Annotated in this window: 13 protein-coding genes; 4 read left to right on the forward strand and 9 right to left on the reverse strand. The window is 58.4% G+C overall.

All coding sequences use genetic code 11. The features are described from left to right. The first annotated feature begins 57 nt into the window (after positions 1-57). Positions 58-1,176, forward strand: a complete 1,119-nt coding sequence (gene gpgS, locus RVM26_RS09865) for an N-acetylglucosaminyl phosphatidylglycerol synthase (RefSeq protein ID WP_044627826.1) — start codon at positions 58-60, stop codon at positions 1,174-1,176. After that, positions 1,154-2,170: a glucosaminyl phosphatidylglycerol flippase gene (gpgF, locus tag RVM26_RS09870; protein ID WP_058576927.1), complete on the forward strand. Its 1,017-nt coding sequence runs from the start codon at positions 1,154-1,156 to the stop codon at positions 2,168-2,170. The genes gpgS and gpgF overlap by 23 nt, the downstream gene beginning before the upstream one ends. 85 nt (positions 2,171-2,255) lie before the next feature. Here gpgF and sucD read toward each other — a convergent pair whose 3' ends face one another. The 9 genes from sucD to sdhC all read right to left on the reverse strand — a co-directional run bounded on the left by sucD (position 2,256) and on the right by sdhC (position 13,983). Further along, positions 2,256-3,128 carry a succinate--CoA ligase subunit alpha gene (sucD, locus tag RVM26_RS09875; protein WP_044627828.1) on the reverse strand — a complete coding sequence of 291 codons (873 nt, stop codon included), beginning with the start codon at positions 3,126-3,128 and terminating at the stop codon, positions 2,256-2,258. Next, on the reverse strand, positions 3,128-4,294 hold the full coding sequence (gene sucC / locus RVM26_RS09880; RefSeq protein WP_016914526.1) for an ADP-forming succinate--CoA ligase subunit beta: 1,167 nt from the start codon (positions 4,292-4,294) through the stop codon (positions 3,128-3,130). Before sucC ends, sucD begins: the two co-directional genes overlap by 1 nt. A gap of 163 nt (positions 4,295-4,457) precedes the next feature. Then, entirely contained in the window at positions 4,458-5,897 is a 1,440-nt protein-coding gene (gene lpdA, locus RVM26_RS09885; protein ID WP_044627829.1) for a dihydrolipoyl dehydrogenase, read from the reverse strand. A 112-nt stretch (positions 5,898-6,009) separates the two neighbouring features. Then, complete coding sequence (gene odhB / locus RVM26_RS09890; protein ID WP_498938402.1) at positions 6,010-7,542, reverse strand: 2-oxoglutarate dehydrogenase complex dihydrolipoyllysine-residue succinyltransferase; 1,533 nt, start codon at positions 7,540-7,542, stop codon at positions 6,010-6,012. 38 nt (positions 7,543-7,580) lie between these two features. Continuing rightward, the gene (locus RVM26_RS09895) at positions 7,581-10,415 is read right to left on the reverse strand and encodes a 2-oxoglutarate dehydrogenase E1 component (protein ID WP_228219167.1); all 2,835 of its coding nucleotides are present in this window, start codon (positions 10,413-10,415) and stop codon (positions 7,581-7,583) included. Positions 10,416-10,747: 332 nt separating this feature from the next. After that, complete coding sequence (locus RVM26_RS09900) at positions 10,748-11,458, reverse strand: succinate dehydrogenase iron-sulfur subunit (protein WP_016914530.1); 711 nt, start codon at positions 11,456-11,458, stop codon at positions 10,748-10,750. A gap of 27 nt (positions 11,459-11,485) precedes the next feature. Then, the gene (sdhA, locus tag RVM26_RS09905; RefSeq protein WP_498938405.1) at positions 11,486-13,261 is read right to left on the reverse strand and encodes a succinate dehydrogenase flavoprotein subunit; all 1,776 of its coding nucleotides are present in this window, start codon (positions 13,259-13,261) and stop codon (positions 11,486-11,488) included. A 3-nt stretch (positions 13,262-13,264) separates the two neighbouring features. Continuing rightward, positions 13,265-13,612, reverse strand: a complete 348-nt coding sequence (gene sdhD, locus RVM26_RS09910; RefSeq protein ID WP_498938407.1) for a succinate dehydrogenase, hydrophobic membrane anchor protein — start codon at positions 13,610-13,612, stop codon at positions 13,265-13,267. After that, positions 13,606-13,983, reverse strand: a complete 378-nt coding sequence (gene sdhC / locus RVM26_RS09915) for a succinate dehydrogenase, cytochrome b556 subunit (protein ID WP_186299111.1) — start codon at positions 13,981-13,983, stop codon at positions 13,606-13,608. Before sdhC ends, sdhD begins: the two co-directional genes overlap by 7 nt. Positions 13,984-14,469: 486 nt before the next feature. Here sdhC and gltA point away from each other — a divergent pair, with 486 nt between their 5' ends. Both gltA and RVM26_RS09925 read left to right on the forward strand, forming a co-directional pair. After that, positions 14,470-15,756, forward strand: a complete 1,287-nt coding sequence (gene gltA, locus RVM26_RS09920; protein ID WP_498938410.1) for a type II citrate synthase — start codon at positions 14,470-14,472, stop codon at positions 15,754-15,756. 114 nt (positions 15,757-15,870) lie between these two features. After that, on the forward strand, positions 15,871-16,752 hold the full coding sequence (locus RVM26_RS09925; RefSeq protein WP_498938412.1) for an NAD(P)-dependent oxidoreductase: 882 nt from the start codon (positions 15,871-15,873) through the stop codon (positions 16,750-16,752). Positions 16,753-16,799: the final 47 nt, after the last annotated feature.

Below are 16,799 nucleotides of genomic sequence, written 5' to 3' on the forward strand. Positions count from 1 at the left end.
CTGACTTATTTCTACCCTAAGGTAATTCGATGACACTCATGTGGCTCGGAGGTTACCTTGCACATCGCCGATGTGACCATGTTCCACGCCCCGGCAAGTGGCGGCGTTCGCACCTATTTACAGGCCAAGCACCGCGTCCTCTCGCGCACACCCAACCTCCGTACCAGCCTGCTGGTGCCAGGGGCTGAGCGTGATAGTTTGGGCGACCACCACACGCTACCAGCGCTGCATCTGCCTCTTGGACAAGGCTATCGATTCCCGCTGCGCCGCCGCCCTTGGCGTGATGCTTTGGTAGACCTCTCCCCCACGTTGATCGAAGCAGGTGATCCGTATGTGACCGCCTGGGCCGCGCTGGAGGCTGGCCAGCGGCTAGGTGTGCCAGTGGTGGGGTTCTACCACTCCGACTTACCTAACTTAATGGGGGACCGTTTTGGCCGCCATGTTCGCCAACGGCTAATTCGCTACGTGGTGGACCTGTACCAGCGCTTTGATAGCGTGCTTGCTCCCTGCCATGCGATGGCCAACCGACTCACCGAGTGGGGCGTGCCCAACGTGCGCGTGCAGTCGTTAGGGGTTGATTTAGAGCAGTTTCACCCTTCACGACGCGACCCCGGCTTCCGTACGGCCATGGGTATTCCTGCGGATAAAAAGCTGCTGATCTTTGTTGGCCGCTTTTCCCGAGAAAAGAATATCGACGTACTACTCGCCACCATGCGGGCGCTTGGCAGCAACTACCACCTGCTGCTGATGGGGCCGGGCATGCCGACTCAAGTACCTAGCAATGTCACGGTGGTAAACCGCTGCTGCGGTAGCCATGAAGTGGCCCGAGCGCTTGCCAGTAGCGATGCGCTGCTGCATGCGGGCACCCGCGAAACCTTTGGGCTGGTGGCCCAGGAAGCGATGGCCAGCGGCCTGCCGGTGATTGGCGCGCGGGCAGGCGCGCTGATCGAGAACGTACCGCTGGGCGCGGGCGTGCTCTGCCAGCCGCTTGACCCTGACGCGATGGCGGACGCCTGCTCCGCGCTGTTTAGCAACGATATTGCCGCCAGCGGACGCTACGCGCGCCATTTTGTTGAGCGCCAGTTTAGCTGGGATAGCGTCATTGGCTCGCTGCTGACGCACTATGTCGACCTCTGTGGACTCGAACAGCCCGATGCCCGTGTCGTCCGTCGCTAAACCTCAACGGCTGCTGCGCTTTCGTCCGCTACACGCCGTTCTACTGCTGGCTGCTCTGGTAGCGCCACTGGTGCTCACATCGCTTGCAGGGGGCAGCAAAGCGTTTGAGCATGTGGCGCAGTTTCCCATTAGCCTACTGGTTCTGATGATCGCCATGGCGGCGCTATGCTGGAACTTGAACGCCGCCCGGCTGCGCCTGATGCTCAACGGCCGAGCTGGCCAGCTTGGGCAGCGCGGCGCGCTGGGCATCGAGCTGGCGGCGAAGTGCGCGCTCTGCGCAACGCCAGGCGGTAGCGGCGGCCCGGCCACTCTGCTGTTATTACTTGCCCAGCGGGGATTTTCGCCCTCAAAAGGCACCGCCGTGTTTCTCATCGACCAGGGGTGCGACCTGCTGTTCTTTCTGCTGATGCTGAGCGGTTTGGTGGCGATGTCGGTTTTCGGGGATGCCCAGTGGCCACACCAGGGGCTGGTACAGCTCTCGTTACTGGGATTGGCGCTGTTAGCGGTGGGCGTCTCGCTGATGATGGGGTACTTACCCAAGCTGCTGCGTACTCAACGCCAGTGGCTAGCCTGGATACGCCCTAGCCGCAGGCGCTGGCTGGTTAGGCGACTGTTACGCTGTCGCCATGCGCTGCGTATGACGCTGGCGCTACCCAAAGCCACGTTGGCAGCGATGCTGGCACTCACGACCCTACACTGGCTGCTGCGCTACAGCTTGCTGTACCTAGCGGTGATTGGCATCGGGGGGCATGCCGACTGGCTCTGGACGTTTTTAACTCAGATGCTAGCTATGGCCGCCAGCCAATTCAGCTTTCTCCCTGGCGGCGCAGGGGCGGCTGAAGTGGGGGTGGGAAGCCTGTTGCTGCCCTTGATGGGCCGGGAGCAGGCCGTGGCCGCCGTGCTGGTCTGGCGGCTGATTAGCTACCACTTGTATCTTGCCGCCGGTGCGCCGCTGCTACTGCTCTACAGCGCGCGACTGCTGCGTCAGCGCTAGCCGCCTCACCGCTTTACTTAACCTCCTCAAATGCAAAAAGGGCACCCAAGGTGCCCTTTTCAGCGTCACGAAGAAAGTGCGCGGCTTACCAGCCGGTTACTTCTTTCAGCGCGTCGCCAATTTGCGCCAAAGAACGAACGGTTTTCACACCGGCGTCTTCAAGAGCCGCAAATTTCTCATCGGCAGTACCTTTACCGCCAGAGATGATGGCGCCCGCGTGGCCCATACGCTTGCCAGGAGGTGCTGTCACACCGGCAATGTAGGAAACCACCGGCTTGGAAACGTTGGCCTTGATGTAAGCCGCGGCTTCTTCTTCGGCAGTGCCGCCGATTTCGCCGATCATCACGATCGCTTCGGTTTTCGGGTCCTTCTCGAACATCTCCAGGATGTCGATGAAGTTAGAACCCGGAATCGGGTCGCCGCCGATACCGACACAGGTAGACTGACCGAAACCGTGGTCAGTGGTCTGCTTAACGGCTTCGTAAGTCAGGGTACCAGAGCGGGAAACGATACCAACGCGGCCCGGCTGGTGGATGTGACCCGGCATGATACCGATTTTGCACTCACCGGGAGTGATCACGCCCGGGCAGTTCGGGCCGATCAGGCGTACGCCCAGCTCGTCGCATTTTACTTTTGCGTCGAGCATATCGAGGGTCGCGATGCCTTCGGTGATGCACACGATCAGCTTGATGCCAGCGTTCGCAGCTTCAAGGATCGAGTCTTTGCAGAACGGTGCCGGTACGTAGATCACGCTGGCTTCTGCGCCGGTTTTCTCGACCGCTTCTTTCACGGTGTTGAAAACAGGCAGGCCCAGGTGCGTCTGGCCGCCTTTGCCCGGCGTAACACCACCGACCATTTGCGTGCCATAGGCAATCGCCTGCTCGGAGTGGAACGTGCCCTGGCCACCGGTGAAACCTTGGCAGATGACCTTGGTGTTCTTATCGATCAGGATGCTCATTACTTGCCCTCCGCTGCTTTTACAACCTGCTGAGCCGCGTCGGTCAGACTGGTAGCAGCGATGATGTTCAGACCGCTAGACGCCAGTTTTTCAGCGCCCAATTCAGCGTTGTTACCTTCCAGGCGAACGACCACCGGGACGTTAACGCCCACTTGCTCAACGGCACCGATGATGCCTTCAGCAATCATGTCGCAACGAACGATGCCGCCGAAGATGTTCACCAGAACAGCTTTCACGTTGTCGTCAGACAGGATGATCTTGAACGCTTCTGCGACGCGCTCTTTGGTCGCGCCGCCGCCAACGTCCAGGAAGTTAGCGGGTTTGCCGCCACTCAGGTTGACGATATCCATGGTGCCCATAGCCAGGCCTGCGCCGTTGACCATGCAACCGATGTTACCGTCGAGGGCGACGTAGTTAAGTTCCCACTTCGCCGCGTCGGCTTCACGCTGATCTTCCTGGGAAGGATCGCGCATGGCCTGCAGGTCCGGGTGACGGTACAGGGCGTTGCTGTCGAGGCCCAGTTTGGCATCCAAGCAGTGCAGGTTGCCTTCGTCAGTGATGACCAGCGGGTTGATCTCAAGAAGTGCCAAATCCTTGTCGTGGAACAGCTTGGAGAGACCCAGGAAGATCTTGGTGAACTGCTTCACCTGATCGCCTTCCAGACCCAGCGCGAACGCCAGCTCACGCGCCTGGTAGGGCTGTGCGCCGACCAGCGGATCGATTTCAGCTTTGAGAATCTTTTCCGGCGTCTCTTCGGCGACGGTTTCAATCTCAACACCGCCTTCGGTAGAGGCCATGAAGACCACACGGCGGGTAGTACGGTCAACGACCGCGCCCAGGTAGAGCTCGTCGGCGATGTTGGTGCAGGTCTCTACCAGAATCTTGGCAACCGGCTGACCTTTTTCGTCAGTCTGGTAAGTGACCAGGTTCTTGCCCAGCCACTGCTCGGCGAAGGTTTTGGCTTCTGCCGGGTCCTTGATCAGCTTGACGCCGCCCGCTTTACCGCGGCCGCCAGCGTGAACCTGGGCTTTGACGACCCACATGTCGCCGCCGATTTTTTTGCACGCTTCTACTGCTTCTTCGGGAGTGTCCACGGCAAAGCCTTTGGACACTGGCAGACCATAATCAGCAAACAGCTGTTTGCCTTGATACTCGTGAAGGTTCATCGATTCATGCCATTGGTTGCATGTGACTCGAACGATGATCAGTCGCCCTGAAGAACATCTTGCAGGTGCTGGTCATCCCCGTGCTTTCATGACGGCGAGTTGCCCACGCCGCCATGAAAGTGTTGCGCCACCTGACGGTGGCGCTTGGTTGTTGCTTAGCGAATTACTTGCGCTTCTTGCGGTTGGCCATGTGAATGGCATGACCTTCTACCGCCAGAGCAGCTTCGTGCACGGCTTCCGACATGGTCGGGTGCGCGTAGCAGGTCAATGCCAGGTCTTCGGCGCTGGAGCCGAACTCCATGGCGATCACGCCCTGGGCGATCATCTCACCGGCGTGCTGACCCACGATGTGCATACCGAGAATACGGTCGGTTTCCGCATCGGCAATGATCTTAGCGCTGCCTTCGGTGGCGTTGTTGGCCATGGCACGGCCGCTGGCTGCGAAGGGGAAGCTACCGGTCTTGACTTCGATACCCTTGGCCTTGGCGTCCTGCTCGGTCATGCCGACCCAGGCCACTTCCGGGAAGGTATAGATGACGCTGGGGATAGTGTCGTAGTTCATCTCGGCCTTGTGACCGGCGATGATGTCCGCCACCATGATGCCTTCTTCAGACGCTTTGTGCGCCAGCATCGGACCGCGTACACAGTCACCGATGGCGTAGACGCCCGGCACGTTGGTGCGGCACTGGTCGTCCACGAAGATGAAGCCACGCTCGTCCAGCTCGACGCCCACGCCATCGGCCACAACGCCTTTGGTATAAGGACGACGGCCGACACATACGATCAGCTTGTCGAAGGTCATCTCTTGATCGCCGTTGGCATCGGTGTACTTGACGACGACTTCGTCACCGTTCGCTTCCGAACCGGTCACACGGGCACCCAATTTGATGTCCAGCCCCTGCTTCTTGAGCAGTTTCTGGGTCTCTTTGGCAATCGCGGTGTCGACCATCGGCAGGAAGGAGTCCATCGCTTCCAGCACGGTGACTTCAGAACCCAGACGGTTCCATACGCTGCCCAGCTCCAGGCCGATGACGCCCGCGCCAATGACGCCAAGACGCTTCGGCGTTTCCTGGAATTCCAGTGCGCCGGTGGAATCGACGATTAGGCCTTCGGTCAGCGGCGTGGGCGGAATTTCCACCGGCACGGAGCCTGCCGCGATGACGATGTTGTCGGCGTCGTAAGTGGTGGTGTTGCCGTCGAGGTCGGTCACCTCAACCTGCTTGCCAGACACCACTTTACCGGTACCTTCGATGGCGGTCACGCCGTTGGCCTTGAACAGGCCAGAGATGCCGCCGGTCAAGTTCTTAACGATCTTGTCCTTGCGCGCCATCATCTTCTTGACGTCCATGGTCACGTCGCCGGCTTCGATACCCATGTCGTCGAAATCGTGCTTGGCTTCGACGAACTTGTGCGAGGCTTCAAGCAGCGCTTTGGACGGGATACAGCCTACGTTCAAGCAGGTACCGCCGTGAACGACGTTACCTTCTTTACCGATCCATTTTTCAACACAGGCGGCTTTCAAACCCAGCTGCGCAGCGCGGATAGCCGCTACGTAGCCACCAGGGCCTGCACCAATAACGATCACGTCAAACTTGTCAGCCATGTTGGCTCCTTTAGCTTGGTGGCCTCCTCCCGGGTGGATGACAGCGGGTAGGAGGCTGTGTGCGATTAACTCAGCGTGCTCAGCACTAGCGAAGGCGGTTCAGCGCGCTTCGTTATACGTCTAGCAGCAGACGGGCCGGGTCTTCCAGCAGCTCTTTAATCGTAACCAGGAATTGTACCGCGTCTTTGCCGTCGATCATGCGGTGGTCGTAAGAGAGTGCCAGATACATCATCGGGCGAATTTCGACCTTACCGTTCACCGCCATCGGGCGTTCCTGGATCTTGTGCATCCCCAGGATAGCGGTTTGCGGCGGGTTGATGATCGGGGTCGACATCAGCGAGCCAAAGATACCACCATTGGTGATGGTAAAGGTGCCGCCCTGCATTTCGTCGATGCCGAGCTTACCGTCACGCGCACGCTTGCCAAAGTCGACAATCGTCTTCTCGACGTCGGCAATTTTCATGTTGTCAGTGTCACGCAGAACCGGCACCACGAGACCACGATCCGTCGACACGGCAACACCGATGTCCTGGTAACCATGGTAAACGATATCGGTGCCATCGATGGAGGCGTTGACATCCGGGAAACGCTTGAGAGCTTCGGAGGCGGCTTTCACGAAGAAGCCCATGAAACCAAGCTTGGTGTCGTGGGCCTTCAGGAAGGTATCTTTGTACTGGGCACGCAGCGACATCACCGCACCCATGTCCACTTCGTTGTACGTGGTCAGCATGGCAGCGGTCTGCTGTGCCTGAACCAAACGCTTGGCGATGGTTTGACGCAGACGGCTCATCGGTACGCGCTTCTCGGCACGCTCACCCTCGACCGCTGGCGCAGCAGCGGCTTTGGCGGGTGCAGAGGACTTGGCCGCTTTCTTGGCCGAACCATCCTTGACGGCTTTCTGAACGTCTTCTTTCAGAATGCGACCGCCTTTGCCGGTACCTTCGATCTTGGAAACGTCCAGATCGTGCTCGGCAACCATCTTGCGAGCAGCCGGTGCCAACACTTTGCCACCCACCTTCTCATCGGCGCCTTCATCGTCAGCGTCGCTGGAAGAAGAAGCGCTGGCCTGGTCACTGCCACCGCCCTCTACGAAGGTTGCCAGAATCGCTTCGGACTCAACCTGGCTGCCTTCTTCTGCCTTGATTTCCGCCAGGGCACCATCGGCAGGCGCTACGACTTCCAGCACGACCTTGTCGGTTTCGATGTCGGCTAGCACTTCGTCACGCTTGACCGCTTCGCCTACTTTCTTGTGCCAGGTCGCCACGGTGCCTTCCTGAATGGACTCGGGGAAGCTAGGCGCCTTCACGTCGTGCTGCTTGCCTCCGGCTGGCTTGGCGGCTTCTTTGGACTCGGCCTTCTCGGCGCTGTCATCGCTGGCGGCACTCTCTTTCTTGCTGCCAGCACCGCTCGCTTCGCCGATCTTGCCCAATACCTGCTCGGACTCGACGGTATCGCCTTCTTCGGCCATCACGTCGGTCAGGGTTCCCGCTTCCGGTGCGACGACTTCAAGCACCACTTTATCGGTCTCGATTTCAACGATCAGCTCGTCGCGTTCGACGCTGTCACCCGGCTTTTTGTGCCACGCGGCCACGGTGCCTTCGGCAACGGATTCCGGAAAGGTTGGCGCTTTGATCTCAGTAGCCATGTCGTTTCCCTTATGTGTTCTCTAAACCCGGTGGGCGCTTATAGGTTAAAAGCGTCTTCCACCAGCTGGCGCTGCTGTTCAGTGTGGACGGACATGTAGCCCGCTGCCGGAGCAGCCGAGGCAGGACGCCCTGCGAATTTCAACTCACGTCCAAGGCCATCTTTCAACATATCGGCCACGGTACGCATGTGGTGCTGACTGGAGTACCAGGCGCCTTGGTTCAGCGGCTCTTCCTGACACCATACGATGTCTTCCACATTAGCATACGCCTGGAGCACTTCCAGAAGCTCTTCTTTCGGGAAGGGATAGAGCTGCTCTAGACGAATGATCGCCGTGTCGTCACGCTCGTTTTCAGCGCGCCAGTTAACCAGATCGTAGTAGACCTTGCCTGCGCACATAATGACGCGGGTGACGTTGTCGGCGTCGAGATTCGCTTGATCCGGCAGTACCATGTGGAACTTGCCGTGGGCGAGATCTTCCAAGCTCGACACGGCTTCTTTGTGGCGCAGCAGCGACTTAGGCGACATGACCACTAGCGGCTTGCGCAGCGGGCGAATCACCTGACGGCGCAGCAGATGGAAAATCTGCGCTGGCGTCGTCGGTACGCACACTTGCATGTTGTGCTCGGCGCACAGCTGCAAGAAGCGCTCAAGGCGTGCCGAAGAGTGTTCGGGGCCCTGGCCTTCGTAGCCATGGGGCAGCAGCATGGTCAAGCCACACAGGCGTCCCCACTTGGTCTCACCAGAGGAAATGAACTGGTCGACCACGACCTGGGCACCGTTGACGAAGTCACCGAACTGCGCTTCCCAGATCACCAGATCGTTGGGAGCCGTGGTGGAGTAGCCATACTCGAACGCCAGCACGGCTTCTTCTGATAGGAAGGAGTCGTGGATGGTAAAGCGCGGCTGACCGTCGGCCATATTCTGCAGCGGCACATAGGTCGACCCGTCTTTCTGGTTGTGCACGACCGCGTGACGGTGGGAGAACGTCCCACGCCCCACATCCTGCCCGGTGATGCGGATAGGATGACCTTGGTCGAGCAACGTGGCGTAGGCCAGCGTTTCGGCAAAGCCCCAGTTGAGCCCCATGCCACCCGCCTGCATTTTACGTCGGTCTTCGTAGATTTTGGCGACCTGACGCTGAACATCGACACCGTCGGGGATTTCACACATCTTCGCCGCCAGCTGTTGCAGGCGTTTCATGTCGAAGGTGGTGTCGGCATTGCCAGTCCACTCATGGCCCAGATAGGGAGCCCAGTCGACGAACAGCGACTTGTTGGGTTCCTGAACCAGCGCGTTGGCCACGTGATTGCCTGCCACGAGATCATCGCGGTAGGTTTCCACCATGGCTTTGGCGTCGTCTTCGGACAGCACGCCCTGCTCGATCAGGCGCTGCGCATACAGCGTGCGTGAGGAGGGGTGATCCTTGATCTTGGCGTACATCAGCGGCTGGGTGCCCGATGGCTCGTCGGCCTCGTTATGGCCGCGACGGCGGTAGCACACCAGGTCGATGACGACGTCTTTCTTGAACTGCTGACGGTAATCCAGGGCCACTTGGGTGGCGTGAATGACCGCGTCCGGATCATCGCCGTTGACGTGGAAGATCGGCGCCTGAACCATCTTGGCAATGTCAGTACAGTATTCGGTGGAGCGTGCATCGGCCGGGTTGGAGGTCGTGAACCCCACCTGGTTGTTGATGACGATGTGTACCGTGCCACCGGTCTTGTAGGCGCGGGTCTGAGACATCTGGAATGTCTCCATGACCACACCCTGTCCCGCGAAGGCGGCATCGCCATGAACATTGATCGGCAGCACTTTGCTTCCGTCAGCGTCATTGCGGCGATCCTGGCGGGCACGTACCGAGCCTTCCACCACCGGCGCGACGATTTCGAGATGCGACGGGTTGAACGACATGGCCAGGTGGACTTCGCCACCAGGCGACATGACGTTGGAGCTGAAGCCCTGGTGGTATTTCACGTCACCAGAACCACGCTCGATGACTTTCTTGCCATCGAACTCGTCGATCAGATCCGCAGGGTTCTTGCCCAGGATGTTGACCAGCAGATTCAAGCGGCCACGGTGGGCCATGCCGATCACGACTTCCTTGGTGCCATAGCCACCGGCGCGCTGAATCAGTTCGTCCATCATCGGTACGAACGACTCGCCACCTTCCAGGCCGAAGCGCTTGGTACCCGGGTACTTGGAGGCCAGGTAATTTTCCAGGCCTTCCGCAGCCGTCAGGCGTTCCAGTACGTGCTTGCGCACGTCATCGCTGAACTTGGGCGCGCTGCGTACCGATTCGAAACGACGCTGCAGCCAGCGCTTCTCTTCGGTATCCACGATGTGCATGATTTCGCAGCCGATGGAGCGGCAGTAGGTCTGCTCCAGCGCATCGACGATCTCGCGCAACGGTGCTTTATCAACACCCAGGAAGAAAGAACCTGTCTGGAACTCGGTATCAAGATCAGCCTTGGATAGCTGATGGAATGACAGGTCGAGGTCGGGGACGGGGGTAGGGTTACGCAGACCAAGCGGGTCGATATTGGCCTTTTGATGGCCACGGAAGCGATACGCGTTAATCAGCTGCAGGACTTTAATCTGCTTTTTGTTTTCACCGCTGTCGGACGCGGCGACTACCCGGCCTGGGCGCCTTTCACGGCCAAGCTGGTAGAACTGATCACGAATGGGGCTTAGTGGAACATCGTGGGAGGCACTGCCTTCAGCACGCGGCAACTGATCGAAATAGCTGCGCCACTCGTCTGAGACAGAATCAGGATCGGCGAGGTACTGCTCGTAAAGCGCTTCCACGTAGTGGACATTGCCACCACTAACGTGAGAGGAACGCCACATCAACTCCATTATGCCTTGTTGCATCTCTCGGTCACCCTGCACTGATGGGGTGGTATCGGCATCGCTGCATGCGTGCAACGACATCGCTATTGCCCTGCCGGCGGGGCGGGACGTTTGCCGGCGGCGCCGACCTGAGGCCGGTAGCCCTTTTTCATACACGTATGATGACGCGTTTCATTACCAGTTCATGCTCAAAAGCCGGTACTCGTCGCACCGGCTTTTAAACTTGGCTGATCCATGGTGCGGCGCGTCGCCGCACCATGACAGCCCCTATGATAACAAGCGAAGCGCCACGATTTAAGTAGCTTTGTGATGCAACTTATGTGGTAGTCGCTTTTTTTCACAGGATTAATGAGTTACGTCGCATCTGCGAGCAACATTTCACGAATTTTACCAATTGCACGGGTCGGATTCAGACCTTTCGGGCATACCGCCACGCAGTTCATGATGCCACGGCAACGGAACACCGAGAACGGGTCTTCCAGGCTGGTCAGACGCTCACGCGTGGCGGTATCGCGACTGTCGGCCAGGAAGCGGTATGACTGCAGCAGACCCGCCGGGCCCACGAACTTGTCCGGGTTCCACCAGAACGACGGGCATGAAGTCGAGCAGCACGCACACAGAATACACTCGTACAGACCATCCAGTTTGTCGCGCTCTTCCGGCGACTGCAGACGCTCAATGGCTGGCGCTGGCGTATCGTTCTGCAGGTACGGCTGAATACGCTCGTACTGCTTATAGAACAGACCCATGTCAACCACCATATCACGGATGACCGGGAGGCCAGGCAGCGGGCGCAGCGTCAGTTTGTTGTTTTTCACAACATCGGACAGCGGCGTGATGCATGCCAAGCCGTTTTTGCCGTTCATGTTCATGCCATCGGAACCGCATACACCTTCACGGCAGCTACGGCGATAGGCTAAACCGCTATCTTGCTCTTTCATCAGGTGCAAAACATCCAGCACCATCAGATCACGGCCTTTGGTATCGACCTGAAACTCCTGCATATAAGGCGCGGAGTCGGTTTCCGGATTGTAGCGGTATACGGATACCTGAAGATTGGACATGGTGACTCCCTCTCGTCAGTGCGGAGATTAGTAGGTACGAACCTTAGGCTCGAACGTATCAACAGTTTTCGGCTTGAAGTTAACGTCGCGCTTCTTCAGCTCTTTAGTTGCTGGGAAGTAGAGCGAGTGTTTCAGCCAGTTGACATCATCACGGTCTGGGTAGTCGTAGCGCGAGTGGGCACCACGGCTCTCTTTACGCTCAAGGGCAGCAATCGCCGTTGCTTCTGCCACTTCCATCAGGTTGTCCAGCTCCAGCGCCTCAACACGAGCAGTGTTGAATACATTGGATTTGTCCGGCAGGTGCGCATTGGCAATACGGCCACGCAGTTCCGCTAGCTTTTTGACACCTTCCTGCATGTTTTTCTCTTCACGGAATACACCGAAAGAGTTCTGCATGATGTCTTGAAGCTCGGCTTTCAGCTCAGGGATGCTTTCGCCGCCCTCTTCAGACTCGTTCCAGCGCGTAATACGCTTCATGGCGAATTCGATGTCTGACTCGGAAGCGTCCAGATACTCGATACCTTCGTTCAGCGCGCCTTCGATGAACATACCGGCAGCGCGACCAAAGACGACCAAGTCCAGCAGCGAGTTACCGCCCAGGCGGTTAGCACCGTGTACTGATACACATGCCGCTTCACCACAGGCAAACAGACCGTTAACGATATGGTCGTTGCCATTTTCGTCTTGGGTAATTGCTTGGCCATGAATGTTGGTCGGAATACCGCCCATCATATAGTGGCAGGTCGGGACGACTGGAATCGGGTCTTTCGCCGGATCAACGTGAGCGAAGGTTTTAGACAGCTCTACGATACCCGGCAGACGCTTACCAAGCACTTCTTCGCCCAGGTGATCCAACTTCAGGAACACGTGGTCGCCCTTCTCGCCACAGCCGCGGCCTTCGAGGATTTCCATGACCATGGAACGCGCCACGACGTCACGGCCCGCCAGGTCTTTGGCGTTGGGCGCATAGCGCTCCATGAAACGCTCGCCATCCTTGTTGACCAGGTAGCCACCTTCACCACGGCAACCTTCGGTGACCAGCGTGCCCGCACCGTAGATACCGGTCGGGTGGAACTGCCACATTTCCATGTCCTGCATCGGGAAACCAGCGCGCAGCGCCATGCCGATGCCGTCACCCGTGTTGATCAAGGCGTTGGTGGTCGACGCGTAGATGCGTCCGGCACCGCCGGTCGCCAGCACGGTGGCTTTCGACTTGACGTGCACCACTTCGCCGGTTTCGATACACATGGCGATACAGCCCACCACGTCACCGTTGGCGTTCTTGACCAGATCCACCGCGTACCACTCGTTCAGGAACGTGGTGTTGTTCTTCAGGTTGTTCTGGTACAGGGTGTGCAGCAGCGCGTGACCGGTACGGTCGGCGGCGGCGCAGGTACGTGCGGCCTGACCACCTTCACCAAAGTTCTTGGACTGACCACCGAACGGACGCTGATAGATGCGGCCATTGTCGAAACGCGAGAACGGCAGGCCCATGTGCTCGAGTTCGAAGACGGCCTTGGGGCCTTCTGAACACATGTACTCGGCAGCGTCCTGGTCAGCGATATAGTCGCCGCCCTTGACGGTGTCATACATGTGCCAGCGCCAGTCGTCGTTCGGGTCGGCGGAGGCAATCGCACAGGTGATACCGCCCTGAGCAGAAACCGTGTGGGAGCGTGTCGGGAACACTTTGGACAGTACCGCTGTCTTTTTACCGGACTTGGCCAGTTCAAGAGCGGCACGCAGGCCAGAGCCACCGCCACCCACGATGATGGCGTCAAACGTCAGGCTACGAAGGTTAGACATAGATCAAGCTCCCCACAGGATTTGGATGCCCCACACCAGGTATACGAAGATGGCCAGAATGATCAGCGTCTGGGCACCCACGCGCAGGCGAGTGGACTTGAGGTAATCGGTAGTGACTGTCCACAAACCGATCCAGGCGTGCGCTGCAATGGAAATGAAGGCCAGCAGCGAGAAAATACGCATCCAGGTTTGCTCGAACAGCCCGCTCCAGGTGTAGTAATCCAGGTTCGGGTTAAACAGCAGGTAGGCGACCATGAAGACCGTGTAAAGGGCCAGGATGACCGCAGATACTCGCTGCATCAACCAATCGGACAGACCGCTACGGCCAAAACTCGTGATGTTGGTTACCATACCCAAACTCCTGCCAGAATAATCAGAACCGCACTGACTACGACCGTAGCCTGTGCTTTTTTCACGCCACCCTCCAGGGTCACGCCAATGTTGGCATCCATGAGCAGGTGCTTGATGCCTGCCACGAAGTGGAATGCCAGGGCAGACAGCAGGCCCCAGGCAACGAACTTGGCGAAGACGTTGTTCGCCAGGGCGTTGCTGACAGCGTCAAAGCCAGCCGGAGATGACAGGGATTTGCCCAGCGCCCAGAAAGCGAAAATCAGGCCGACAAACAGGATCACGCCGGTGATACGGTGCGTAATCGACGTCAGCGCTGGCAGTGGGAAATGTATCGTAGTCAGGTCTAGGTTTACGGGTCGTTTGCTATTCACGGCGTTATACACACTCTCTTGGCCCGCTCAGCGACGGTCGGGCATAACCCGAGCGGGCAGTGGTTGCTGGAAGGGGCTCGGCCGTTGCCAAGTCGGGCACGACCACCTACCTGCCGGTCGCGCGCCGTGGATTATAAGAACCTTAGCCCCTGCTGACAAACCGATCTCAGACTTAACTCGACCATGGTGCAAGAAAATAGCCAATGGTCTGAGTCGATTTTGCGATGCAGCATGGTTATAGTGACATTAGATGGACGGTTTGATAAGCCTGTTAACGTATCGTCAATCCTCTGTCACTTCGGTACTATAGATCTCGATCAATCATATACAATTATTATCCAAAACAACACATCCTGTATAAGCATGTCTAGCATTTAGGCTAATTGACAAAATGTCGCACACTTCTATAGTGGGCAAGCCTTTTCGCCGGCGCGGCATGCGAAACAACGACTTTACGTCCCAAACCGAACTCGAAAGGAGGCCATCATGGCTGACAGGAAAGCGACATTGACGGTAGACGGTCTCGACAAGACGATCGAACTACCCATGTATTCCGGCACACTTGGCCCCGACGTCATCGACGTACGCAGCCTGGGCGCCGAAGGCCTGTTTACCTACGACCCCGGCTTCATGGCCACCTCTTCCTGCCAGTCCGCAATCACCTACATCGATGGCGGCAAGGGCGTACTGCTGCACCGCGGCTACCCCATCGACCAGCTGGCAAAAGAATCCAACTTCGTCGAAGTGTGCTACACCCTGCTGTTTGGTGAACTGCCCACAAAAGAGCAGTACACCGATTTCGAATCGCGCATTCGCAATCACACCATGGTGCATGACCAGATCAACAACTTCTTCAAGGGCTTCCGTCGCGACGCACACCCGATGTCGATCCTGTGTGGCGTGGTCGGTGGTCTGGCAGCGTTCTACCATGACCACATGGACATCACTCAGGAAGAAGACCGCGTCATCAGCGCGATTCGCCTGATTGCCAAAATGCCTACCCTGGCCGCCATGTCGCACAAGTACAACGTTGGCCAACCCTTCAACTACCCGCGCAACGACCTGAGCTATGCAGAGAACTTCCTCTACATGATGTTCAGCAACCCTTGCGAGGAGTACAAGATCAACCCGGTGTACGCCAAAGCCATGGACCGCATCTTCATGCTGCATGCGGACCATGAGCAGAACGCCTCCACCTCCACCGTACGCCTGGCAGGCTCTACCGGCGCCAACCCGTTTGCCTGTATCAGTGCGGGCATCGCGGCACTCTGGGGCCCAGCACACGGCGGCGCCAACGAAGCCGTGCTGAACATGCTCGACGAAATCGGCGACGATTCCGAAGAGAATATTCAGCGCTTCGTGGACAAGGCAAAAGACAAGAACGACCCGTTCAAGCTGATGGGCTTCGGCCACCGCGTTTACCGCAACTTCGACCCGCGCGCCAAGGTCATGAAAGAGACCTGCGACGAAGTACTGGCCGAGCTGGGCCTGGCCGATGACCCGCAGCTGAAGATCGCCAAGCGCCTGGAGCAGATCGCCCTCGAAGACGAATACTTCATCGAGCGCAAGCTGTACCCGAACGTCGACTTCTACTCCGGCATCATCCTCAAGGCCATGGGCATTCCGACCAACATGTTTACCGTGATTTTCGCGGTATCCCGTACCATTGGCTGGATCTCCCATTGGCACGAAATGCTCAGCGAAAGCTACAAGATCGGTCGTCCGCGCCAGCTTTACATTGGTCATGACCAGCGTGACTACCCCAAGAAGTAATCGGCGGCTTGTACGGCGATGACTGAACGACACAAAGGCCACCCACGGGTGGCCTTTTGCGTGCAGCCTACCCCCTTCATGACACCACTCCCCCATCAACAACAAAGGTGCTTTATGTCTTCTATTACTACCGTTGCCTTTATCGGCCTGGGCGTCATGGGCTATCCCATGGCAGGACACCTGGCCAAGCAGGGCCTGACCACCCGCGTTTATAACCGCACGGCCGCCAAAGCCCAGGCATGGGCCGATCAGTTCGGCGGCACGGCCCACGCCACGCCCGCCGAGGCGGCCCAGGGCGCCGATCTGGTGCTGGTGTGCGTGGGCAATGACGACGACGTGCGTCAGGTCACCACCGGCGAACACGGCGTGCTGCAGTCCATGGCCCCAGGCAGCTATCTGGTGGACCACACCACGGCCTCAGCCGACCTGGCACTGGAGCTGGATGCCGCCTGTCGCCAGAAGAGCCTTCACTTTATCGATGCCCCGGTATCTGGCGGCCAGCAGGGCGCAGAAAACGGCGCGCTGACCATCATGTGCGGCGGTGAACAGGCCCCTTTCGATGCCGTCGCCCCCGTGCTTGACCACTATGCTCGCGCTGTCACGCTCATGGGCCCCGCCAGCAGCGGCCAGCTCACCAAAATGGTCAACCAGATCTGCATCGCCGGCCTGGTACAAGGGTTGGCGGAGGGGCTGCACTTTGCCGAACAGGCAGGACTGGATCAGCATCAAGTGATCGAGGTGATTTCGAAAGGTGCCGCAGGATCCTGGCAGATGGAAAACCGCCACAAGACCATGATCGCCGATGAGTATCAGCACGGCTTTGCCGTCGACTGGATGCGCAAGGATCTGGGCATCTGCTTGGAGCAAGCGCGCAGAGTGGACGCCACGCTACCCGTCACCGCACTGGTGGATCAGTTCTATGCCGACGTCCAGCGTATGCAGGGTGGCCGATGGGACACCTCTTCGCTGTTGAAGCGTCTCCGCAAAGGCGAATAGCGCTTGACATTTTGACACTGACAGCCGGATCAGGGTTTTCCACACTA

This window comes from Halomonas sp. KM072 (genome assembly GCF_050710315.1).
In the GTDB taxonomy this organism is placed as follows: Bacteria; Pseudomonadota; Gammaproteobacteria; order Pseudomonadales; family Halomonadaceae; genus Vreelandella; species Vreelandella hamiltonii.